The organism is Janthinobacterium sp. GW823-FHT01H08 (assembly GCF_058797855.1).
Genome location: NZ_CM179504.1, coordinates 2,729,554 through 2,751,052, shown reverse-complemented (window position 1 = coordinate 2,751,052; position 21,499 = coordinate 2,729,554). Strand labels below are relative to the sequence as shown.

19 protein-coding genes are annotated in these 21,499 nt (G+C 63.8%); 6 read left to right on the top strand and 13 right to left on the bottom strand.

The window, feature by feature from the left end; genetic code table 11:
* Positions 1-15: 15 nt before the first annotated feature.
* The 6 genes from AC3RCG_RS12385 to AC3RCG_RS12360 form a co-directional block, all read right to left on the bottom strand.
* Positions 16-1,656: a diguanylate cyclase domain-containing protein gene (locus AC3RCG_RS12385; RefSeq protein WP_492403796.1), complete on the bottom strand. Its 1,641-nt coding sequence runs from the start codon at positions 1,654-1,656 to the stop codon at positions 16-18.
* A 393-nt stretch (positions 1,657-2,049) separates the two neighbouring features.
* On the bottom strand, positions 2,050-2,502 hold the full coding sequence (locus AC3RCG_RS12380; RefSeq protein ID WP_492404020.1) for a hemerythrin domain-containing protein: 453 nt from the start codon (positions 2,500-2,502) through the stop codon (positions 2,050-2,052).
* A gap of 263 nt (positions 2,503-2,765) precedes the next feature.
* Positions 2,766-3,698, bottom strand: coding sequence for a carbohydrate kinase family protein (locus tag AC3RCG_RS12375; protein WP_492403798.1), 933 nt, complete (start codon positions 3,696-3,698; stop codon positions 2,766-2,768).
* Entirely contained in the window at positions 3,695-4,909 is a 1,215-nt protein-coding gene (locus AC3RCG_RS12370; protein WP_492403800.1) for an AGE family epimerase/isomerase, read from the bottom strand. The genes AC3RCG_RS12375 and AC3RCG_RS12370 overlap by 4 nt, the downstream gene beginning before the upstream one ends.
* Positions 4,910-4,977: 68 nt before the next feature.
* Positions 4,978-5,979, bottom strand: a complete 1,002-nt coding sequence (locus AC3RCG_RS12365) for a tetratricopeptide repeat protein (RefSeq protein WP_492403802.1) — start codon at positions 5,977-5,979, stop codon at positions 4,978-4,980.
* Complete coding sequence (locus tag AC3RCG_RS12360) at positions 5,976-6,818, bottom strand: tetratricopeptide repeat protein (RefSeq protein WP_492403804.1); 843 nt, start codon at positions 6,816-6,818, stop codon at positions 5,976-5,978. Before AC3RCG_RS12360 ends, AC3RCG_RS12365 begins: the two co-directional genes overlap by 4 nt.
* Positions 6,819-6,952: 134 nt before the next feature.
* Here AC3RCG_RS12360 and AC3RCG_RS12355 point away from each other — a divergent pair, with 134 nt between their 5' ends.
* Complete coding sequence (locus tag AC3RCG_RS12355; RefSeq protein ID WP_099408610.1) at positions 6,953-7,342, top strand: DUF1090 family protein; 390 nt, start codon at positions 6,953-6,955, stop codon at positions 7,340-7,342.
* On the opposite strand, the gene mmsB is transcribed toward AC3RCG_RS12355, so the two are convergent.
* From mmsB to AC3RCG_RS12340, 3 genes are all read right to left on the bottom strand, one after another.
* Positions 7,339-8,244, bottom strand: coding sequence for a 3-hydroxyisobutyrate dehydrogenase (mmsB, locus tag AC3RCG_RS12350; RefSeq protein ID WP_099408611.1), 906 nt, complete (start codon positions 8,242-8,244; stop codon positions 7,339-7,341). The two genes, AC3RCG_RS12355 and mmsB, sit on opposite strands and share 4 nt — an antisense overlap.
* A gap of 10 nt (positions 8,245-8,254) precedes the next feature.
* The gene (locus AC3RCG_RS12345) at positions 8,255-9,769 is read right to left on the bottom strand and encodes a CoA-acylating methylmalonate-semialdehyde dehydrogenase (protein ID WP_121669160.1); all 1,515 of its coding nucleotides are present in this window, start codon (positions 9,767-9,769) and stop codon (positions 8,255-8,257) included.
* An 86-nt stretch (positions 9,770-9,855) separates the two neighbouring features.
* Positions 9,856-11,073, bottom strand: coding sequence for an ABC transporter substrate-binding protein (locus AC3RCG_RS12340; protein ID WP_070222031.1), 1,218 nt, complete (start codon positions 11,071-11,073; stop codon positions 9,856-9,858).
* Between the two features lie 119 nt (positions 11,074-11,192).
* On the opposite strand from AC3RCG_RS12340, the gene AC3RCG_RS12335 reads away from it, so the two are divergent.
* The 3 genes from AC3RCG_RS12335 (at position 11,193) to AC3RCG_RS12325 (ending at position 14,666) form a co-directional block, all read left to right on the top strand.
* Positions 11,193-12,110 (top strand): LysR family transcriptional regulator, encoded by a 918-nt coding sequence (locus tag AC3RCG_RS12335; RefSeq protein ID WP_492404021.1) that lies wholly within the window; start codon positions 11,193-11,195, stop codon positions 12,108-12,110.
* 47 nt (positions 12,111-12,157) lie between these two features.
* Complete coding sequence (locus tag AC3RCG_RS12330) at positions 12,158-12,688, top strand: isochorismatase family protein (RefSeq protein WP_492403807.1); 531 nt, start codon at positions 12,158-12,160, stop codon at positions 12,686-12,688.
* 106 nt (positions 12,689-12,794) lie between these two features.
* Positions 12,795-14,666, top strand: a complete 1,872-nt coding sequence (locus tag AC3RCG_RS12325) for a carboxypeptidase-like regulatory domain-containing protein (RefSeq protein ID WP_492403809.1) — start codon at positions 12,795-12,797, stop codon at positions 14,664-14,666.
* Between the two features lie 12 nt (positions 14,667-14,678).
* Here the strand turns inward: AC3RCG_RS12325 and AC3RCG_RS12320 are convergent, their stop codons facing one another.
* The 3 genes from AC3RCG_RS12320 to AC3RCG_RS12310 all read right to left on the bottom strand — a co-directional run bounded on the left by AC3RCG_RS12320 (position 14,679) and on the right by AC3RCG_RS12310 (position 19,041).
* Positions 14,679-15,842 carry an acetyltransferase domain-containing protein gene (locus tag AC3RCG_RS12320; protein ID WP_492403811.1) on the bottom strand — a complete coding sequence of 388 codons (1,164 nt, stop codon included), beginning with the start codon at positions 15,840-15,842 and terminating at the stop codon, positions 14,679-14,681.
* Positions 15,843-15,983: 141 nt separating this feature from the next.
* A complete protein-coding gene (locus AC3RCG_RS12315) occupies positions 15,984-18,074 on the bottom strand; it encodes a TonB-dependent siderophore receptor (RefSeq protein WP_492403813.1) in 2,091 nt (696 codons plus the stop codon).
* 55 nt (positions 18,075-18,129) lie between these two features.
* Positions 18,130-19,041, bottom strand: a complete 912-nt coding sequence (locus AC3RCG_RS12310; protein ID WP_492403815.1) for a LysR family transcriptional regulator — start codon at positions 19,039-19,041, stop codon at positions 18,130-18,132.
* 120 nt (positions 19,042-19,161) lie between these two features.
* Here AC3RCG_RS12310 and AC3RCG_RS12305 point away from each other — a divergent pair, with 120 nt between their 5' ends.
* Positions 19,162-20,148, top strand: coding sequence for a zinc-dependent alcohol dehydrogenase family protein (locus AC3RCG_RS12305; protein WP_492403817.1), 987 nt, complete (start codon positions 19,162-19,164; stop codon positions 20,146-20,148).
* Positions 20,149-20,220: 72 nt separating this feature from the next.
* Positions 20,221-20,547, top strand: a complete 327-nt coding sequence (locus AC3RCG_RS12300) for a hypothetical protein (RefSeq protein ID WP_409026602.1) — start codon at positions 20,221-20,223, stop codon at positions 20,545-20,547.
* A gap of 7 nt (positions 20,548-20,554) precedes the next feature.
* On the opposite strand, the gene bla is transcribed toward AC3RCG_RS12300, so the two are convergent.
* Positions 20,555-21,496, bottom strand: coding sequence for a subclass B3 metallo-beta-lactamase (gene bla, locus AC3RCG_RS12295; RefSeq protein WP_409026603.1), 942 nt, complete (start codon positions 21,494-21,496; stop codon positions 20,555-20,557).
* Positions 21,497-21,499 lie beyond the last annotated feature (3 nt).

Sequence of the window (21,499 nt, the reverse complement as noted above, 5' to 3'; positions counted from 1 at the left end):
CCGGCGCACCCGGCCCTACAGCGCCTCGGTCAAGGCGGGGCTGCCGATGGAAGTGACGGCATAACCGTTGCGGCCAGCGCTTTTTGCCTTGTAGAGCGCCGTATCGGCCGCCGTCAAGAATGCCCCCGCCGTCGTATCGCCGCGGGTGCAGAACGCCAAGCCGACACTGGTGGTGACATGCAGACCGATACCGCCGCAATCAAAGTGCACGGCCATCCCTTGCACGATTTTCTTGCCCAGTACCGCGAGCTCGGACTGCTCCGTCAGTTGTTCAAAAATAATGACAAACTCGTCGCCGGCAAGGCGGGCCACCGTGTCGGAGGCCCGGACGCAAGCTTTGAGCCGTTTGGCAAATTCAATCAATACCAGATCGCCGATACCATGCCCATATGTATCATTTATTTTTTTGAAATAGTCGATATCCAGATACGCCAGCGCCAGGCCCGTGCCAGCGCGCCGCGCACGCGTCAATGCCGCGGCCAGCGCCTCGTCAAACATGCGCCTGTTGTGCAGGCCCGTCAGCATGTCAGTACGCGCCAGAGCGGCGAGGTTGTTTTCCGCCGCTTCCCTCTGCAGCGACAGCGCATAGAATGCACGGCTCAGCTTTCCAAACTCGTCTTTACGGGCGATATCAAACACCGCAATATCGGCATTGCCTGAGCGTATGCTCGCCACATGCCGGCCCAGATCGCCCAAGGGACGCAAGAGCAGCATCACCGCGATCCAGCCGGCACAACTGGCCAGAAAGGCCACGCCTGACGAAGCAATGATGACTTTGGCATACATATCGGTGACCGGCGTGAATGCCTCGCTTTCAGGATAGACGGCGCCGATGATCCAATCTGCAGCGCGCAAATGCTTGTACGTCATAATTGCCTGCACGCCCAGCTTGGTTTTACCTTGCGTCCAACCGTCGAATCCCCGCAATGCGGCCAAGGTGGAAGGGGTTGCGCCGCCCGTTTCATCATGCACCCGCTTCAGGACGCGCGCCGGGTCCGGATGGTGGAGTATCGTGCCGTCGTCGGTCAACATGAACAGATAACCGCTCTTGCCCGGCTTGAGCTGCTCCCACTGGCCAAAAAATGTCGGGCTTTGCAAATTCAGACCGCCAGCGATTACATACAGCAATTTTCCGGCTTTGTCATAGATCGGTTCGGTTACCAGCACAACGGGCTTGCCCGACAGCTGGCTCTTGAATGGACGCGATATCACGCCTTCCCTGAGCTTCACGGTATCGATAAAATATTCGCGCGCAGCGAAATTGAGCTTGCCAGCCGCGCGCCGGTCATTCATGCTGGCAATCAGTTTCCCGGTAGCATCAAAGGCGACGAGATTGAAAAATTCCTCGCGCAGAGTTGGATGATTTTCTATAAATGCCTGCATCCGCTGCGGATGTTCATACACATCCGCAGGCAGCCCTTCCGCCAGCACCTTGAGCAGCGCTTTCTTGGCATTCAAGTCTTCGTCGATATATGCCGCGGCACTGGTCAGCAAGGCATATTGCTGATTGCCGATGACGGATACCATCTGCCCTTGCGCGACAGACAGCGATGTGAGCGCAACAGAACCCGTTGCGCACAGCACCAGTACGCCCACGAGCACAGTCATCTTGAATTTGAAGCTCCGGGGATTGAAAAACTTCCAGATCATATGCATGCGGACTTCCTTCTCAGCGCCCGTGCTCTGTAAAGCGCACGGACCCGGCCAAGTGGCGCCATGCATGGCAATGGGAAGCACGGCATATCGGTCAGCGCATGACTTCGAACCTATCCCCGGATGAATACACTCCCAGAACAGGCTCTTGACATGGCAAGAGAGCAAATCTTACGCCTATTCTCGCAAAAAGGGCGCCCTGGCGCCGCTGAATAGACACGCCATCCCCACATCATCGCCATATCGTACGCTCCAGCAACGATTCCACCACTTGCACCGCTGGCGGCGAACCGCCTGCCGCCAGCAGGCGCCCGCCACGCATCCTCTGATGGCGCTTACCTTGATGTAACGGGCGTCGCCAGGGCCAGCGCGCTAGTCAGACGCGGCCAGGCAGGCTCAGGGCTGCATCCCGGGCACTTGCATTTCCGCCTTGCGCGCCGCGATCTGGCCGCCCATGGCCAGCAGATCGAGTTGCGCCTCGCGCGCGCGCGGAAAAATCTCGCCCTCCTCTTCCTGTACGTGCTGATCGATCTGCCTGGACAAGACCTTGACCTTGGCGTCGTACAAGTCTTCGCCGGGCGCCATGGCGACGATTTGCGCGATCAATTCCTTGGCCGAGGCATGTTCGACGATGGCTTCGTCGATCAGGTCCTCATTCAGGCGGCTGGCGTCGCGCACGGCCGGATAAAAGATTTCCTCTTCCGCCATCGCATGCTTGCTCAATTCCTCGCAGATTTTCAGCGCCAGCTTGCGTTTGCTGGCGAGCGACCTGTCGCTGAGGCCCTCGTACTGTTCGAACAAGTCCTTCACTGTCTGATGATCTTGCGTCAGCAGTTCGATCGCATCCATGTCTTGCATACCGGCATTTTGCTGGGAAACGGACGCTGCCTGATGGGATTGGGTGGCCATGATGTTTTCTCCAGGTGTGCAATGAAGTCCCCATTCTAGACAGGGCCATGCGGCGTGCATGTAGGAGGATTGCCAACGTCAAGGTAGTCCTGGCGGGAAGGTCAACGCGTTTCGATGCAGATCAAGCTGACCATGATAAATTTTTGCATTGCGTAAAAAATATGCGTGGTGCGCCTGCCTGCCGGCGCACCGCGCCATACGACTTAACGCAGCTGCGTGCGCTGCGCCAGCGATTCCACCAGGTCCACCGAAGGCGGCGAGCCGCCGGCCGCCAGGCAGGCGCCCGCGCCCGCAGCGACGGCAAAGCGCAAGTGCTGGCCGCCGTCCGCATCGGGCCGGTACATCAGGCTGTACAGCAAGCCGCCGATGCTGGCGTCGCCCGCACCCACCGAGTCGACCACCTCGATGGCGGGCGGGGCCGCCTGCCATGTCTGCTCGCCCCGGTACAGCGCCGCACCCTGCGACCCGCGCGTATACAAATACGTGGCGTGGGGATTCCAGCCGCGCAGCATGGCAAACGCGCCATCGATGTCGTCGTGGCGGAACAAGCCCGCCAGATCTTCATCGGACACCTTGATCACGTCGGCCAGCTCCGTCATGCGGCGCAGGGTGGCGTCATAGCGCGCATCCATCATGATGCGGAAGTTCGGGTCGTAGCTGATTTTCACGCCGGCCGCCTTGAGTTCCTGCGCCAACGCCACCAGCTTGCCCGCCAGCGGTTCGCGCGCCAGGCTGATGCCGCCGAAATGCACCCATTGCGCGCCCTGCATCCAGCCGGCAGGCAGTTGCGCCGCGTCGAAATGCAGGTCGGCGCTGTCGTCGCCGATGAAGTAATAGGTGGGCGGATGCAGTTCATGCACGATGGCCAGCAGCGGCGACTTCGCGCGGCGCTGCAAAAAGCGCATGTCCAGGCCCGCTGCGTCGGTCGCTTGCGCCAGCGCGTCGCCGAAGACATCGAGGCTGACGGCGCCGGCAAAGGCGCTGGGCACGCCCAGGCGCGCCATCACGCGCGCCACGTTCCAGGTCGAGCCGCCCACCTGGCTGCTCCAGGCGTCCGCGCCCGTGCGCAGCATGTCCGTCAGCGCCTCGCCGGCCGACACGAATTGTGGAAATTCGCGCGGGAAGGCGGCGCTCATACGGCACCGCCGATCACGTTCAGCACTTCATAGCAGGCGCCCATCGTGTGGTAATCGACCTTGCCGGCGGGGCTTTTCTCCTTGCTGATTTTCTGATTGTCGGGTGTCAGGATGCGGTACCAGGCGCCGTGTTCGTGGTCGACGAAATGCTTCCAGCTGTAGTCCCATATCTTGTCGTAGCTTTGCCAGTAGGCGTCGTCGCCCGTGCGCGCGGCCAACACGGCGGCGGCCGCGAAGCTTTCCGCCTGCACCCAAAAATATTTGTCGCCGTCGCAGATTTCACCATGCGGGCCGAAACCGTAGTGGATGCCGCCATGCGCGCCATCCCAGGCCTTGGCCAGCGCCGTGTCGTACAGTTCGCGCGCACGCGGCAGCAGCCAGCCGGACGGACCGGCCATGAACCTGGCGTGGCGCTCCATGATCAACAGCAGCTTGGCCCATTCCGTGAAGTGGCCGGGCTGGTAGCCCCAGGGACGGAAGATATTGCTCTTGTCGTGCAGGTTGTAATCCCAGTCGATAGCCCAGTCGCTCTTGTAGTGTTCCCAGATCATGCCGTTGGCCAGACCCGCCTGGCGCACGGTGATGTTGTGTGCCAGGGTTTCCGCGCGGTGCAGGTAGCGCGCCTCGCCCGTCGCCTCGAACGCGGCCAGCATGGCTTCGCACGCATGCATGTTCGCGTTCTGGCCACGGTAGCCGTCCAGCGTCGACCAGTCGGCGCTGGCCACGTCCGCATACAGGCCGTGTTCGGGCAGCCAGAAGCGCTGCTCCATCAGTTCGAAGGTCTCGTCCAGGTAGGCGCGCGCTTCCGTCACGCCGGCTTGCAAGGCATGCGCATACGCGAGCAGCACGAAGGCCAGGCCGTAGCAGTGATTGGCGCCGTCTTCCACAGTCTTGACGCCGTCTTTCCACGACAGTTGCCAGGCGTAGCCGCCCGTGTCCGGGTCGCGGTGCACGTCGCGCAAAAATGCCACGCCATGGCGCAGCGCCGCCTGGTAATCGTCGCCGCCGAAATGGCGGTAAGCCATGGCGTAATTGAAGATGAAGCGCGTGCTGCTGACCAGGTGGCGCGTGGCAGCGTCGTACACGGTGCCGTCGTCGAGGAAGAAGTGATAAAAGCCGCCGCTCGGGTCAAACGCGCGCGGGTGGTAGAAATGCATCGTGTGCAGGATGTGCTTTTCAAGCATAGCCCTGGAGCGAAAATCGGGATTCATGGGTCTCTCATGATATTGTTATCGATAACAATGATGATAGCATGCCGTTTCCGCCCCGTCTCGTCCACTTAAGGGGGCGTGGCTGACTTGCGCTTTTCACGCCACAGCGCCGCCTTGGCCGGGTCGGCCGCCTGCCCCAACTCGCCCTTATCGTACACCTTGACCAGCCGCTCGATGGCTTCCGCGTCGCCCTGCTTCGCCGCCAGCAGGTACAACTCGAAGGGCTGGGGTGCCGGCCCTTGACGCGTGGGACCGCCGCGACCCTGCTCCAGCAGGCGCGCAAAACCCGTCTGGCCCGGCGGGCTTTTCGCGATGGCCGCCATTTCATACCAGCCCAGCGCCGCCTCGTCGCTCTGCGGCACGCCCTGTCCCACTTCATACGAGTAGGCCACATTGTTCAAGCCCGGCGGATCGAGCGCCTTGGCCGCCTGCATGTACCAGCCGAACGCTTCCCTGCGCTGCGCGTCATCGTGCGCCGTCATCATCAGCCGGTAGCCGATTTCATTGTAGGCGGGAATGAAGCCGTTTTCGGCATAGAACTTCAGCCAGTGCAGCGCGTGCGCCTGTTCTGCCGGGCTGCTGTGGATGTTTTCAAAGTGCTGGGCCACCATGAAGTTGGCCAGTTCCACGCCTTGCGCTGCGCCCTTGCGCGACCAGTATTCGCCCAGCTTGCGGTCCACCGCCATGCCCTGCCCCAGCGTATAGGCGACGCCCAGGAATGCCTGCGCCGGGCCATAGCCGCCTTCGGCCGATTTCCGCATCCACGCCAGGCCGGCGTCAACGTCGCGCGGCGTGCCCTCGCCTTCGTGCAGCATCTGCGCCAGCTCCAGCTGGGCGGCCGCATCGCCCTTTTGCGCGGCGCGGCGCGTCTTTTCGTAGGCGGCGATTTTTTCCGGCGACAGGTCGGCCGGGCGGTTGACCACGGCCTGCACCTTCGCGCGCATGTCGTCGAGGCCGGACATATCGAATTCGGCCAGCGCCGGATGCTGGCGCGGTTCTTTGGAGGGCGCAGGCTGCGCCAGCACGGGCTGCGCCAGCGCCAGGGTCAATAACAATACGATGGTCTTCATTTCTTCTCGCTTTCCGCCAGCCTGGCGCGCCATTCGGCGGCGTCTCCGGCATTCGCCGCCTGTCCCAGTTCACCCTTCACGTACACCTCGAGCATGCGCCGCATGGCGGGCAGGTCGCCGCTCCATCCCGCCCGCTCGTACCAGACCAGGGCCAGCTTGTCCGACTGCGCCACGCCCAGACCCAGCTCGTGCGAGCGGGCCAGGTTGCGCATGCCGGCCGGCTCCTTTTCACGCGCCGATCTGTCATACCAGCGGAAGGCCTCGCCGCGCTCCTGCTCATCGGCGGCTGCGCGCATCAGGTGTTCACCGAGCGCGTTATAGGCAGGAATAAAGTGTCCTTCGAGCGCGGCCTTCTTCAGCCATGCGATGGCCAGCGCCTGTTCTTCGGCAGGGCTGCTGCCATCGATGAATTCCAGCGCCAGGATGGTTTGCGCCAGCGCGTCGCCCTGCGCCACGCCCTTGCGCAGCCAGTACTCTCCCTGCACGCGGTCGATCTGCACCTTGCCGCCCACGGTGTAGGCCAGGCCCAAGGCCGATTGCGCCGGCGCGTAGCCGCCTTCGGCCGACTTGCGTATCCAGGCCATCGAGTGCGCCGTGTCTTGCGGCGTGCCGACGCCCAGCTGCAGCATGCGCGCCAGCTCCAGCTGCGCCTCCACGTCGCCCGTTTCAGCCATACGCCGGGTCTCGGCAAACTCGGCGATGCTTTCCGGGCTATGGCTGGCCGCATCGGCCCGTGCCTTGATGGCGATCAGCTGCAGATCGAGCAAGGTGGGCGAGGTCTGGGCAAGGACGGGCAGCGGCAATAGCAAAGGGATCAGCAATAGTAATTTCGTGGGCATGCGGCGGTGTCGACAAGAAGAAAATACGCATGGTAGCCGATGCCATGCGGGACAGGCGCGCACGGTAGGCGAAGTTTGACAGGGCACGCCGGCAGGCTTACATTGCACGGGCCCACCACTGACACAGGAATGCCATGAACCTTCTATCGAAAACCGCCTTGACCCTGCTGTTCGCCGCCGCCTCCATGGGCGCCAGCGCCGCAGACACCCAGCTGGCCGGCTGCGCCGCCAAGCGAGAAAGCATCCGCAGCGAATTGCAGCAGGCGCAGGAACAGGGCCTGTCCGACAAGGTCGCGGGCCTGACGCGCGCGCTCGACGAGGTCAACGCCCACTGCCGCGACAGTACCCTGATCGAACGCCACAACAAGAAAATCGTCAAGGCGCAGGCCAAGGTGAACCAGACGGAGCGCTCGCTGCGCCTGGCCCAGGAAGCGAATAAAGAGCCGAAGAAGATCGCCAAGCTGGAAGGCAAGCTGGAAAAAGCCAGGGCGGAACTGGCCGCCCTGCAGGCGCAGCAGCCTTAGGCTTTCTCTCCCAGCAGCTGATAAATGCTGGAAAAATCCATCGCGCCCGCCCCCGCCTTGCTGTGCAAACTGTATAGATTGCGCGACAAGGCGCCCAGCGGTACCGAGGCGCCGCTGGCCAGCGCGCTTTCCACGGCCAGGCCCAGGTCTTTCAGCATCAGGTCGACGCCAAAGCCGCCCGTGTAGCCGCGCGACGCGGGCACGTTCTCGGCCACGCCGGGACACGGGTTGTACACCTCCAGGGTCCAGTTGCGGCCCGAGCTTTTCGCCATCACGTCCGACACCACTTTCGGATCGAGGCCATTGGCCACGCCCAGGCGTATCGCCTCGCTGGTGCCGATCATCAAAATCCCCAGCAGCATGTTGTTGCAGATCTTGACCGTCTGCCCGCAACCCGAGCCGCCCGCATGGAAGATGGCCTTGCCCATGACGTCCAGGTAGGGGCGCGCCGCCGCCAGCGCGGATTCTTCGCCGCCCACCATGAACGTCAAGGTGCCGTTGGTGGCGCCCGCCGTGCCGCCCGACACCGGCGCGTCCAGCATGGGCATGCCCTTCTCCTCGGCCGCGCGGCCCACCTGGCGCGCCGCCTCGGTGGAAATCGTCGAACAGTCGATCAGCAGAGTGCCGGGCCGCGCCTGCGCCAGGATGCCCGCGTCGCCCAAAGGGTTACCCAAATAAGCGCCCAGCACGTGGCGGCTGGCCGGCAGCATGGTGATGACGATGTCGGCCTGGCCTATCGCCGCGCCCTGGTCGCCGGAGACGAGGCCGCCGCCGTCGGCAAACTGCTGCACGCTGGCCGGCAGCAAGTCGAAACCCGTCACCGCATGGCCGGCCCGCACCAGGTTTTGCGCCATGGGCAGCCCCATGTTGCCCAGGCCGATGAAAACGATATTGGTGCTCATCGCCGCCTCCTTATTTCATCGCAATGGTGGTATTGACGCCGCTGCCGCCATCGTCCGGGGCGAACCAGCGCGCCGTGACGGTCTTGGTCTGCGTCCAGAAATACAGCGCCTGCTTGCCGTTCGGGCCCAGGTCGCCCAGTTTCGACGCGCGCGAGCCCGTGAAGCTGAAATAGGCCACGGGCACGGGGATGGCCACGTTGATGCCCACCTGCCCCACGTCGATCTCGTTCTGGAACTTGCGCCCCGCCCAGCCGGACGAGGTGAAGATCGAGGTGCCGTTGCCGTTCGGGTTGGCGTTGATGAAGGCGATCGCTTCGTCGAGCGTCTCCGTCTCGACCACGCACATGGCGGGGCCGAAGATTTCCTGCGTGTAGACGGCGTTCGACGCAGCCACCTTCGAGAAAATCGTCGGGCCCATGAAGTTGCCGCCCTCGTAGCCGGCCACCTTGTGGCCGCGGCCGTCGAGCAGCAGCTGCGCGCCTTCATCCACGCCCGCCTGGATCAGTTTTTCCGCGCGCTGCATGGCCGCCTTGGACACCATCGGACCCAGGTCGGCCGTGCGGTCGCTGCCAGGTCCCACTTTCAGCGCTTGCGAGCGGGCAACGATTTCCGGCAGCCAGGAGCGGGCCTCACCCACCAGCACGACGACGGAATTGGCCATGCAGCGCTGGCCGGCCGCGCCGAACGCGGCGCCGATCAGGTTATTGATCGCCTGTTCCTTGTTGGCGTCGGCCAGCACCACGCAATGGTTTTTCGCGCCCATCATCGATTGTGCGCGCTTGCCCGATTCGCTGGCGCGGCGGTAGACATGCGTGCCCACATGGGTGGAGCCGATGAAGGACACGGCCTTGATGTCGGGATGGTCGCACAGCAAGTTGACGACGTCGGCGCCGCCATGCACGACGTTCAGCACGCCGGCCGGCAAGCCCGCCTGGTACATCAGTTCGACCAGGTACATGGTCGATGACGGGTCCTGCTCCGACGGTTTCAGGACAAAAGTATTGCCGCAGGCGATAGCGATGGGGAACATGAAGCATGGCAGCATGACGGGGAAATTGAAGGCCGTGATGCCGGCGCCCACGCCCAGCGGCTGGTAGATATTGTAGACATCGACGCCCGTGGCCGCGTTTTCCGCGATTTCGCCCAGCTGCAGGGTGGCGATCGAGCACGCGTGCTCCACCACTTCCAGACCGCGCATCACTTCCCCTTCCGCGTCCGGCAGGGTCTTGCCATGTTCGCGGGTGATCAGTTCGGCCAGGGCGCCGATGTTTTCACGGATCAGCTGCTGGTACTTGAGCATGATGCGCATGCGCGCCGCCAGCGGGGTATTACGCCAGGTTTTAAACGCTTCCTTGGCCGTGGCGACGGCCAGATTGACTTCGTCGGGCGTGGAAAACGGCACCCTGGCGACGATGTCCTGCGTGGCCGGGTTGACGACGTCGCGCCATTCCGTGCTGGCCGAGGCGTGATGCTTGCCGGCGATGTGCAGGGGGATGGCGGGGACTGAGGTGAGGGCTTGGTTCATGATTGAGGCTCCGGGTGTGCGATGTTTGTTCAGCTAAACCCAACGGCGTAAAGCTGGGGTCAGACCCGACGGGTCTGACCCCGGAATTATTTTTTAACGAGATTGCATGCCGCCCCATCCATCGGCTTGAACGCCTGGTCGGCGGGGATGGTGGACAGCACTTTCAGGTAATCCCACGCGCCTTTCGATTCGGCCGGGGTTTTGACCTGCACCAGGTACATGTCGTGGATGACGCGGCCGTCGGGGCGGATCGAGGCGTTGTTCATGACGGCGTCCTTGATCGGCAGCTCGCGCATTTTCTGGGCGACGATCTTCGAGTCGTCGCTTTTCGCGGCCGCCACCGATTTCAGGTAGTGGTAGACGCTCGAATACACGCCCGCCTGCACCATGGTCGGCTTGGCACCCTTGTTGAGCGCCTCGAAACGCTTGGCAAACGCGCGGCTGCGGTCATCGAAATCCCAGTAAAAGCCGTCCGCGTAGACGAGGCCCTGGGCCGTTTCCAGCCCCAGCGCGTGCACGTCGGAGAGGAACACGAGCAAGGCGGCCAGGCGCTGGTCCTTGCCGCTGCCGATGCGGAACTCGCGCGCCTGCTTGATGGCGGAGACGGTGTCCGCGCCGCCGTTGGCCAGGCCGATCACCTGTGCTTTCGACCCTTGCGCCTGCACCAGGAAGGACGAGAAATCCGACGCGTTCAGCGGATGGCGCACGGCGCCCAGCACCGTGCCGCCATTGCGCTTGACGACTTCGCTGGCGTCCTTTTCCAGCGAGTGGCCGAAGGCATAATCAACGGTGACGAAATACCACGACTTCTGTCCCAGCTTGGTCAGCGCCGCCGCCGTGCCGGCCGCCTGCGAATACGTGTCGAACATCCAGTGGAAGCCGTTCGGCGAGCAATCCTCGTTCGTCAGGCGCCCCGTGGCCGGGCCGCTGAACATGGCGATGCCGCCCTTCTCTTTCATCAGTTTTTGCACGGACAGGGCCACCGAGGAATTGGTCAGATCGGCGATGGCGTCGACCTTGTCGCGGTCTATCCATTCGCGCGCCTTGGAGGCGGCGATGTCAGCCTTGTTCAGGTGATCGGCCGAGAGGATTTCGATCTTCATGCCCTTGCATTCAGCCTTCAGACAATCCTCGACGGCCATCTGGCTGGCGACGACGGAGCCGCGCCCGCCCATGGCCGAATACGGGCCGGACATGTCGGTCAGGATGCCGACCTTGACGACGCCATCGGAAATCTGCGCGTGCGCGCCGGTGAAAGACAGGGAAAGCGCCAGCGCGCCCATGGCCAGAACGGTTTTTTTCATGCGTGTCTCCAGGTGAACGGGTTTTCTTATAGGTATAGATGCATTCTGCATGTGTAAAAATATGCGTTCAAGTGGAATTAATGCATAATTCCTTTGCAAAAATGCACAAGGAGAACAAAGTGCTCGATTGGGACAATGTACGGGTCTTCCTGGAACTGACGCGCAGCGCGGGACTCGTCGACGCAGCAAAAAAACTGGGCATCGACCATTCCACCGTGTCGCGACGCATGCGCAAGTTCGAGGAGCAGGTGGGCACGCAGCTGTTCGACCGCAATTACGTGGGCTACCAGCTGACGCCTGAAGGCCACCGCCTGATGGAATACGCGGAAACCATGGAAAGCACGGTGTTTGCCGCCACCGAGGAATTGGGCGAACACAACCGATTGCTGTCGGGCCAGGTGCGCCTGGGTGCCACGGAAGGTTTCGGCGCCATCGTGCTGGCGCCCCACCTGGCGCAGTTTTGCGGACGATACCCGCACATCAGCGTGGACCTGATCGCCGTGCCCCGCTTCGTCAGCCTGTCCAAGCGCGAGGCGGACGTGGCCATTTCCATCGAGCGCCCGCTGTCCGGCCCGTACGTGGTGACGAAATTGTCCGATTACCGGCTGAAGCTGTACGCCACGCCGGCCTACCTGGCGCGCCACGCGCCGATCACCAGCGTGGCGCAGCTGGCGCAGCACCCGATCATCGGCTACGTGGACGACCTGGTCTTCAGTTCGGAGCTGCGCTACATGGACAACGTGGCACCCGATTCCCTGCGCGCGTTTCGCAGCACCAGCGTCATCGCCCAGTACCACGCGGCGCGCGCGGGCCAGGCGCTGGCGATCCTGCCCTGCTTCGTGGCGCAGCAGTCGAACGAACTGGTGCCCGTGCTCGACGGCGAGATCGACCTGCTGCGCGCCTTCTGGATGATCTCGCCCAGCGAACGGCGCAACATCGCCCGGGTCAGCGCCCTGTGGAACTACCTGCGCGGCGCCATCGACCTCAATCACGCCTACCTGATGGGCGAGACGGCCGTGCCCAGCTGGCCAAGCTGACTGCGCGCTACACTATCCTGTCGCCACATACTAATTAGGATAATGCCATGCTGATGGATGCAAACCAGGCCGTTTTGGTCATTGTCGACCTGCAAGGCCGTTTGATGCCGGCCATCCACGACGCCGGCCTGGTGCTGGCGCAAAACCTGCGCCTGGCAAAGATCGCCCGCCTGCTCGACGTGCCCGTGCTGGGCACGGAACAGAACCGCCAGGGACTGGGGCCGAACGTGGAGGAGATCGCCGCCCTGTGCGAACGGACCTTGCACAAGACGCATTTCGGCGCCTGTGCCGACGGCTTGCAGGCGATCTTGCCGCCCGGACGCAAACAGATCGTCGTCACGGGTTGCGAAGCCCATGTGTGCATGCTGCAGACGGCCATCGGCCTGCTCGAGCTCGGGTATGACGTCATCATCGCCATCGACGCCGTCGGTTCGCGCCAGGCCGCCAGCCGCGACGCGGCGCTGGCGCGCCTGGGCAAGCTGGGCGCGCAGCTGGTGACGGTGGAAATGCTGGCCTTTGAATGGCTACGCGACTGCAAGCACCCGCGTTTCCGCGAGGTATTGGCGCTGATCAAATAGGCACTCCTTTACGCAGGATCAAACCCATCGGCTGCCCGTTTGCTAGCTTGGTAACAGCGTCGCCATCTTGAACGGCGCAACTGTCCAACCGAGCTGGAGAACCATCATGGCCTATATCCTGCGGGGCAAGCTGTGCGGCTTGATCTGTGCCGAATGTCCGGAACCGTTGTCGCACGTCATCGTGCGCCTGTACCGGCCGCGCGACACGCAAAACGTCACGGCCCTGGCCGTGGCCAGCGCCAAGGAAACCTTCGCCATCCTCTCTGACGAGGAAGTGCAGGCGAAAGCCCCCTTCCTGCTGGCCGAAGCGCGCACCGATGACGACGGCAACTACAGTTTCACCCTGGAAGGCGATTACCAGGGCGAGGCTGTGGAGGTCGATATCCTGTGCCCCACCGTGCCCCATTTGAAGCCGGGATCGAAAGACCCCGTGCCGCTGCAGTTTTCCATCACCACCATCCAGCCCCGCTGGCGCCAGGTCGACAACGATTTCGTCGCCATCTGGGATTACTGCCTGCCGCAACGCTTCTGGTGCCTGGTGCGCGCCCGCTTCGGCGCCTGGACCATCTGCGGCCGCCTGCGCACCTGCGATGCGCCGCACACGCCGATCGCGGGCGCCACCGTGCGCGCGTTCGACGCGGACTGGCTGCAGGACGATGCGCTGGGCGTTGCGGTGACGGACACCAGCGGGCGCTTCCGCATCGACTACCTGACGTCGGACTTCACGCTCACGCCATTCTCGCCGTTCATCAACGTGGAATTTGCCAGCGGACCCGACGTGTACTTCACGGCGCAGCTGGGCAGCGTCACCATCCTGTCGGAAACGCAAGCCAACGGCCGCCAGCCGGGGCGCGAAAACGTGGGCCACTGTTTCTGCGTCGAATTGTGCTCGAAAGAAGTGCTACCGCCCGATGTGGAAGGCGTTCCCCACTGGCAGCAGGTGGAAGTGTTCGACATCCACCCCTTCCCTTCGCTGGCGGGCTTTTCCGCGCAAGGCTATGCGGGCGGCCCCGGCGCCTCGTACGTGTTCGCCGGCGGCGTCACGTTGAAAGGCAATTGCCCGCTGCGCAACAGCGCCATTCCCGCCAATCCGCTCGAATACCGTTTCCTGATCGGCGAATGGACGTGGCCGGGCGGCACGGACGACCCGACAGCCATCCCGACGGTGCCGCCGGCCAGCCTGGCGCCGCTCACGCAAGTGCTCGGCACGCTCGTCGGCTATGTGTTCTATACAAACGGACTGGGCCTGGCCGACTCGGCGCAGGTGATCGTCGACGCGGGCGACTTGAAACCGGGCGGCTGGATACGCGTGGACGGCAAGCCCGTCACCGTGGACATGCGCGACGGCACGACGGCCGTCGTCAACGTGGCGCCCAACATCTTCCTGCGCACCTTCGATTTGCTCACCGTGAATACGCCCGCCATCACCAGCCTGCATCCGGCCAAGCTGCCGGGCGGCTTGCCCATCCTCGACGCGGGCCGCAGCCTGACGGCGGCCGAAAGCGAACCGATACGCCGCTACCGCCTGGGTTTCGAAGTGCGTGACGGAAATACCCTGGCGCTCGTGGCCACGGACGGGCTCGACTCCATCGTCTTCGACAACTCGCCCGTCATCGTGGCGCTGGACCTGGAAGAATTGCGCAGCAATGCCTGCAATCCCATCGCGGGCGGCCTCGTGCATATCCTGTACACGATAGACCATCCGCATTTGCGCTTTTTCAATATCACGATTTCCAACAACAACGGCATCCAGCATCCGCCGCCACCGCTGCCGGCCGCCAGTTTCACGCCGCCTCCACCGCCCAGCAATTATCTGTTCCGCGGCGGCGCAGGCGGGCCTCACCTGTCAGGCAACAATGGCGGCTTCCCCGTCAACGTGGCGCTGGACCCGCCGTGCGCCTACAGGGTGGCCATCGGTTGGCAGACGCGGCATTACCTGGCGTCCAGCCACAGCATTGACAGGCTGTACTGCAAATAGAATAGGCTTGATTCAGAAGTAACGCACCCACGCCTGCTGCGACGTGCGCTTGTAATTGGCAAACGCGCGGCAGGGAAAGTACAGCACGGGCATCAGCAGCAAGGCCAGCAGCCAGACTTGCCAGATATGTTCGACGCCGTAGCGGGTGCCGTGATTGGCGCCCAGCACGGACGTCAAGGTCAGACCGATGGCCAGCAGCAGATACAGATGCAGCAAGTAATAGAACATGGGCGCGCCGCCAAAGGTGGCGCAAGCCCGCGTGAACCCGTTATCGACGCTTTCCAGCCAGGCCAGGCCCAACAAGCCCAGGCCCAGGGTGAACAGCAAAAAGTCCAGCGACGGCGGATATTTCGTGAAGTTCAGCACGCTCATGGCCGTGCGCAAGGCCGTGTCGCCCGCCACCCACGGCAGGGTTTCACCATACAGATTGAAGCCGCGCAGCAGGCCCAGCAGGAGCAAGCTGCCCGCGCCCAGCACCAGCAGCCAGCGCCGCCGTGCCGTGGCAGAAAATGCGCGCGCATACAGGGGCCCGGCCGCATAACCGAGCACGATCACGCCTATCCATGGCAGCAACGGATAGCTGACCTTGATTTTCATCGCGCCGTCCGCCACCAGGTAACCGCGTTGCAGCAGCAGCGTCAGAGCGTAATAGCCAAGGCTGCCCTGTTCCGCGCGCAAGCCGGTCATCAAATGCTGGCCCGCGATCATCGCCACACCGAGCACGAGCAGCACTTTCAAGGGCAGCTTGTGCAGCACGGCCAGCGCCATCATGGCCAGGCCGATGACCCAGATCACCTGCAGGTACAGCACGGCGGGCGGAAACGCCCCGCTCCACGCGAAATTGACGAACACCAGTTCCAGCACGACCAGCAGCAAGCCCCGCTTGAACAGGAAACCGCTAGCACTGCGAGGACCGGCGGCCGGATGCGCGTACAACCAGGCGGACAGTCCCGTCAGGAAAACGAACATGGGCGCGCAGACGTGGGCGGCCAGGCGCGTGAAGAACAGGGCCGGATCGACGTGGGCCGCATCCATGGGGTCGCTGACCTGGTGATGTAAAAAGACGGTCTCGCGCACATGGTCGAACAGCATGATCAGCATGACGAGGCCGCGCAGCACGTCGATGACGGCGATGCGGGTGCGCAGGGTGGCGGAGGAAGTCAGTGGAACAGTCATTGGTTGATTTATAAAAACTTTAGTGAGTCGGCAGTGTTATTTCACCCCACCAGCAAAATCTGGGGTCAGACCCGCCGGGTCTGACCCCGGCTTTATGCTGCTGGGTTCGAACAATGATGTGGCATGTACAGAGCCCCACAGTTAAAACCGGTAATGGGCATTCAAGTTCACCGTGCGCTCCGCCCCCGGCGCCACCCACAGTTGGCTGTAGGAACTCGCATAGTAGCTGCGGTTGAACAGGTTTTCCACGCTCAAAGCCAATCGCAGTCTGGCGTTGGGCGCATACGACGCCAGCAATCTGGCCGTCGTATAGGCCGGCAGGGTAAATTGGCTGCTGACGGCCACGTCGCCCAGGCGCTCGCCCACATACTGAAAACCGCCGCCCACGCTGGCCGTGCCCGTGCCCAGCGCGAACTGCTGCGTGGCCAGCAGGTTGGCGCTGTGGCGCGGCACGTTGGCGAAGCGGCTGCCCGTCACGATCGTATTGTCGCCGCGCGTGACGGTGGCGTTGGTGTACGCATACGCGCCCGAGACGCGCAAGCCGCGCGCCAGTTCGCCCGACACATCGAGCTCCAGGCCCCGGCTGCCCACCTCGCCCGCCGCGATGGCGAAATCCGTGTTGGCGGGATTGGTCGTCAGCACATTGCTCTTGCGGATGTCATACACGGCCACCGTCCCCGTCAGCTTGCCCGTTTCCAGCTTCGCGCCCAGTTCATACGAGCGGCTGCGCTCGGCCGGGAAAGCCTGGTTATCGAGGCTGATGCCGCTGTTGGGCCGGAAGCCCTTCGCCGCGCTCGCGTACAGCGACCACATTGTCGACGGCTGGTAGACGAGGCCCGCGCGCGGGCTGGTGGCCGACAGCGACTGGCGGTTGCTCACGTTCAGGCGATGGTTCGCCACATCCTGCGTGTAGCTGTCGCGGCGCACGCCAACGAGCGCCTTCCATTGGGCGCCCAGGTCGATCTGGTCCTGCGCGTACAGGCCGCGCGCCCGTTGCCCTTCCTGCGTGTCGATGGACAGGGCCAGCGGCGCGGCCTTGCCGCCATACACGGGATTGAAAATGTCGATGGCATAGGCATTCGCGGCGCTGGGGTTGCGCCGCAGCTGCACCCGGTGGTCGTCGAAATGGTAGGCGTCCACGCCGGCCAGCACCTCGTGCGCCAGCGCGCCCGTTTTGAACTTGCCCAGCAACTCGACGCGGGCGGAGACGTCGGTGGCCGAGAAATCGCGGTGGCGGCGCTGCCGGTTCAGGGTGCGGCCATCGGCCAGCAGCTTGTTCGCCTCGGTCGAATAACCGCGCAATTCGCTGTCGCGCCAGGAAGCGCCCGCCTGCAGCGTCCAGTCGTCGGACAGCGCATGGTGGATAAACAGCTGCTGCCCCAGCGACTTGACCGTCATGGGGCCGTCGCCCGGTTCGCCCAGGAAACGCGACACGGGCACGGCCCCCAGCTTGCCGTTCACGGCCACCACGCCCCGGTCGAACGGCGCGCGCTGGCGCACCGCTTCGATTTCATACGAGACGGTCGTGTGCTCGCCCGCCAGCCAGATAAACGAGGGAGAAAACAGGCTGCGCTCGACTTTCACCGTATCGCGGAAGCTGTGCCCTTCCTCGTGCGCGGCGTTCAAGCGGTAGGCGACGGTGTCGCTCAACGGTCCCGTCAAGTCGACGGCGGCGCGGCGCGTGCGGAAGCTGCCCAGCGCAACATCGACGCTGTATTCCGGCGCGAACTTCGGCTTTTTCGTCGCGATGTTCACCGTGCCGCCCGGCTCGCCCCGGCCGTACAGGGCCGACGCGGGGCCTTTGAGCACTTCCACATTCTGCGTATTGCCGCCGTCGCGCATGCCGTTGTAGCCGCGGCTGGAACTGAAGCCGTTGACCATGTAGTCGGAACCGAAATTCGGGTCGCCCGTGAAGCCGCGCATGGCATAGCTGTCCCACAGGCCGCCCAGCGGACTTTGTTTTGAAATACCGCTGGCCAGGTCCAGCGCGCCGGCCAAAGTCGTCACGCCGGCGTCGCGCAGCAGGTCGCTTGTGAGCACGCGCACGCTTTGCGGCAAGTCCATCAATAAAGCGTCCGTCTTGGTGGCGCCCGTGGCGGACAGGCTGCGGTAGTGCTGGCGCTCGGCCTTGACGGTGACGACATCGCCGGCCTGCACATCATCGATTGCCAGTGACCAGGGGCTGGCAGCGGCAAGTAACAGCGCCACGGGGCGGCGTAAAAACACGGGCATGGAATTCCTGACGAAGGCGCAAATCAATGCAATAGGCTTGCATTATAATTGATAATCAATTCTCATTAAAGCTGTCATCAAAAATCTGCGCCAAAAAATCCACGAACACCTGCACCTTGGCGGCGCGCAGCTGGCGCGGGTGGAACAGCGCCCACAAGTCCGGCCCCCGCGTGCGGAACGGCTGCAACACTGGCACGAGGCTGCCCTCGCGCAAAGGCTGTAGCACGGAAACGGACAGCGCCTGCACGATGCCGCAACCGGCCTGGGCGGCGGCGATCATCGATTCGATATGGTCGAAAGACAAGGCGGCAGCGGGCGTGTGGGCGTACGGCTCGCCTGCTTCCCCATCCTGAAACAGCCAGGGCCGCACCTGGCGCGCTTTCGGATACAGGAAATGCAGGCAGGCAAACTGATCCAGTTCCTGCGGCGACTGCGGCATGCCATGCCGGGCGATGAAGGCGGGGGAAGCGCAGCACAGATAATCCATGGTCAGCACGCTGCGCGCCACCAGCGACGAATCCTGCGGTTCGCCGATGCGCAGCATCACGTCGATGCCCTCTTCCACCATGTCGACCAGGCGGTCGCTGACCGTCAGGCGCAGGGAAATGTCGGGATAGGCGGCGGTAAAGCGGGGCAAGGCGGGCGCCACCAGATTGCGGCTGATGCTGCTGGGCATATCCACGCGCAGGCTGCCCGAGGGTTTCCCGGCCGCCTGTTCCAGGCTGGATTCCAGCGCCGCCATGCCGGCCAGCATCTGGCGCGCCTGCGCATGGCACTGCTGGCCTTCGGCCGTGAGCGACATGCTGCGCGTGGTACGCTGCAACAGGCGCACGCCGAAATGCTTTTCCAGCGCCGCCACCTGGTTCGTCACGGACGAGGTGGAAATGCCCAGGCGCTGCGCCGCCTTGCTGAAGCCGCCCGCCTCGACCACGGCGCAAAACACCTTCATCGCTTCCAGCCTGTCCATGTATTTCCCTCCTTTTTGCCTATGATTATCCACGATACTGAAATAGTGCATCGGGCCGCGCCCGGTTTTTCTTTATTCCCTTCCCGCCTAGACTGGGGGCATCAACCACAGGAGAACCCCATGCAAGCCCTCGTCCTCAACACCTTTTCCACACCCATGAGCATCGAACACCTGCCCGTGCCGCAGCCCGGCCCCGGGCAAGTCCTCGTGCGCATCGCCGCCAGCGGCGTCAATCCGCTGGACACGAAAATCGCCGCCGGCGCCGCGCCGCACGCCCGGCCCAGCCTGCCCGCCATCCTTGGCATCGACGTGGCCGGCACGGTGGCGGCCGTGGGCGAAGGCGTGACGACTTTTCACGTTGGCGCAACAGTGTATGGCATGGCGGGCGGCATCGCCGGCATCCAGGGCTCGCTGGCCGAGTACGCCGTCTTCGATTCCGCCCTGCTGGCGCCTGTGCCGCAAGGATTGAGCATGCGCGAGGCGGCGGCCCTGCCCCTCGTCTTCATCACGGCCTGGGAAGGGCTGGTCGACCGCGCCCACGTGAAGGCGGGCGACACCGTGCTCGTGCATGGAGGCGCGGGCGGCGTGGGCCACATGGCCGTGCAGCTCGCCGTCGCCCTGGGCGCGAAGGTGTCTGCCACGGGCAGCGCCGCCAGCCGCGCCACCATCGAGGCGCTGGGCGCGCGCTTCATCGATTACCGCACCAGTACGGTCGATGACTACGTGGCCGAGCATACGGGCGGCGCCGGCTTCGACATCGTCTACGACACGGTGGGCGGCACCACCCTGGACGCCAGTTTCAAGGCGGCACGCATGTATGGCGGCCACGTCGTCAGCTGCCTGGGCTGGGGCACGTTCGCCCTGAGCCCGCTGACGGCGCGCGCGGCGACTTACTCGGGCGTGTTCACCCTGCTGCCCCTGTTGAGCGGCGAGCATCACGCGCGCCATGGCGCGATCCTGCGCGAAGCCAACAAATTAATAGAGGCGGGCAAGCTGCGGGTGCGGCTCGATCCACGCCGCTTTAGCTTGCGCACGGCACACGAGGCGCATGTGGCGCAGATGGACGGCAGCGCGCGCGGCAAGCTGGTGGTGGATGTGGCGGATTGAAGACAGGCTTGTTTCTCAAGCGCGCAAGCGCTAATATGCAAGAATTAACTTGCATATTGAGGTGAGGCGAAAATGCTGCGTGAACAACTGGAAAAACTGCTGGCGCAGGGCCGCGACAGCGCCCTGCTGCGCTTTGGCCTGGGCGACGCCTGCCTGAAAGACAATGACGCCGAGCAAGCCGTCATCCACCTGGCGCAGGCGACGCAACAGCAAACAAGCTATTCCGCCGCCTGGAAACTGCTGGGCAAGGCCCTGCTCCAGCTGGACAGGCTGGATGAAGCGCAGGCTGCCTGGACCACGGGCGTCACAGTCGCCCAGCAGCAAGGCGACCTGCAAGCCGTCAAGGAAATGACGGTATTCCTGAAACGCCTGCAAAAACAGCGGCAGGCGGCACAGTAAAAACGGCTTAGTGCGCGTGCGCCGCGCCCTTCGCGTCAAGAGGCAAGGCGACGTCCCGTTCCTTCGCCAGGCGCTTGGCCAGCAAGCCGCCCGCTTCGGCCGCATAGGCGCGGCAGGCGTTGGCGTCGATCAGGGGATTGTCCGTGCCGCTGCGCCTGGCCGCCTTGCCCAGCACGTCCGTCGTGCCCGGATGCACGGGGATGATGATGTCGCATGGCAAGGCCGCCACCTTGGCGATGCTCGCTTCGAACGCGGCCGATACGTCCGGCGTCCTGCCCTTGCCCGCGCCCTTGCCCGTATAGCGGAAATCGCCGCTCGCATACGGGTTCAGGCTGTCCGCGTACACCACGTTCAGGCAGCGCGCATCTTCGCATGAGGTCCAGGTCCACGTCGTGCCGCCAGGCGTGTGGCCCGGTGTCATGTGGGCCGTCAAGCTCAACGGTCCAACCTTGACGGTATCGCCCTCGCCCACGAGGCTAACCTTGCTTACCTTGGCCACATGCACGACGGGATTGGCCTGGTATTGCGGGTCATCCTTGCCATTCGTGCCGCTTTGCAGGCCCAGGGCGCCCGAGGCGCTGGCCATCACGGTGGCGCCGCTCGCCCGTTGCAGCGCGGCGATGCCGCCCGCATGGTCCCAATGGGCGTGCGAATTGAGGATGACTTTCACATCCTCGATGCGAAAGCCCAGCGCCTGGATGTTCGCGATGATCAGGGGCGCCGATTGCGGCAGCGCGCCGTCGAGCAGGATATGGCCCTGCGGGCTTGTCACCAGCACGGCGGACAGGCCCGCCGTGCCCACATACCAGCTATTGCCATAGATATTGAACGGCTTGACGGGCGCATTCCATTCCTTGCAATTGTCGCAATTAACAGGTTTATCCTGCACCGGGGCCGGCGTCTTTGCCTGCACCGTGCCTGCCGCCATGGTCGCAACCGTAGCCAGCATCAA

Bases quoted from the DNA above. Each gene is read 5' to 3' on its own strand.
- AC3RCG_RS12385 (WP_492403796.1), bottom strand. From the start codon at position 1,656: ATGCATATGATCTGGAAGTTTTTCAATCCCCGGAGCTTCAAATTCAAG.
- AC3RCG_RS12380 (WP_492404020.1), bottom strand. From the start codon at position 2,502: ATGGATGCGATCGAACTGCTGACGCAAGATCATCAGACAGTGAAGGAC.
- AC3RCG_RS12375 (WP_492403798.1), bottom strand. From the start codon at position 3,698: ATGAGCGCCGCCTTCCCGCGCGAATTTCCACAATTCGTGTCGGCCGGC.
- AC3RCG_RS12370 (WP_492403800.1), bottom strand. From the start codon at position 4,909: ATGAATCCCGATTTTCGCTCCAGGGCTATGCTTGAAAAGCACATCCTG.
- AC3RCG_RS12365 (WP_492403802.1), bottom strand. From the start codon at position 5,979: ATGAAGACCATCGTATTGTTATTGACCCTGGCGCTGGCGCAGCCCGTG.
- AC3RCG_RS12360 (WP_492403804.1), bottom strand. From the start codon at position 6,818: ATGCCCACGAAATTACTATTGCTGATCCCTTTGCTATTGCCGCTGCCC.
- AC3RCG_RS12355 (WP_099408610.1), top strand. From the start codon at position 6,953: ATGAACCTTCTATCGAAAACCGCCTTGACCCTGCTGTTCGCCGCCGCC.
- mmsB (WP_099408611.1), bottom strand. From the start codon at position 8,244: ATGAGCACCAATATCGTTTTCATCGGCCTGGGCAACATGGGGCTGCCC.
- AC3RCG_RS12345 (WP_121669160.1), bottom strand. From the start codon at position 9,769: ATGAACCAAGCCCTCACCTCAGTCCCCGCCATCCCCCTGCACATCGCC.
- AC3RCG_RS12340 (WP_070222031.1), bottom strand. From the start codon at position 11,073: ATGAAAAAAACCGTTCTGGCCATGGGCGCGCTGGCGCTTTCCCTGTCT.
- AC3RCG_RS12330 (WP_492403807.1), top strand. From the start codon at position 12,158: ATGCTGATGGATGCAAACCAGGCCGTTTTGGTCATTGTCGACCTGCAA.
- AC3RCG_RS12325 (WP_492403809.1), top strand. From the start codon at position 12,795: ATGGCCTATATCCTGCGGGGCAAGCTGTGCGGCTTGATCTGTGCCGAA.
- AC3RCG_RS12320 (WP_492403811.1), bottom strand. From the start codon at position 15,842: ATGACTGTTCCACTGACTTCCTCCGCCACCCTGCGCACCCGCATCGCC.
- AC3RCG_RS12315 (WP_492403813.1), bottom strand. From the start codon at position 18,074: ATGCCCGTGTTTTTACGCCGCCCCGTGGCGCTGTTACTTGCCGCTGCC.
- AC3RCG_RS12310 (WP_492403815.1), bottom strand. From the start codon at position 19,041: ATGGACAGGCTGGAAGCGATGAAGGTGTTTTGCGCCGTGGTCGAGGCG.
- AC3RCG_RS12305 (WP_492403817.1), top strand. From the start codon at position 19,162: ATGCAAGCCCTCGTCCTCAACACCTTTTCCACACCCATGAGCATCGAA.
- AC3RCG_RS12300 (WP_409026602.1), top strand. From the start codon at position 20,221: ATGCTGCGTGAACAACTGGAAAAACTGCTGGCGCAGGGCCGCGACAGC.
- bla (WP_409026603.1), bottom strand. From the start codon at position 21,496: ATGCTGGCTACGGTTGCGACCATGGCGGCAGGCACGGTGCAGGCAAAG.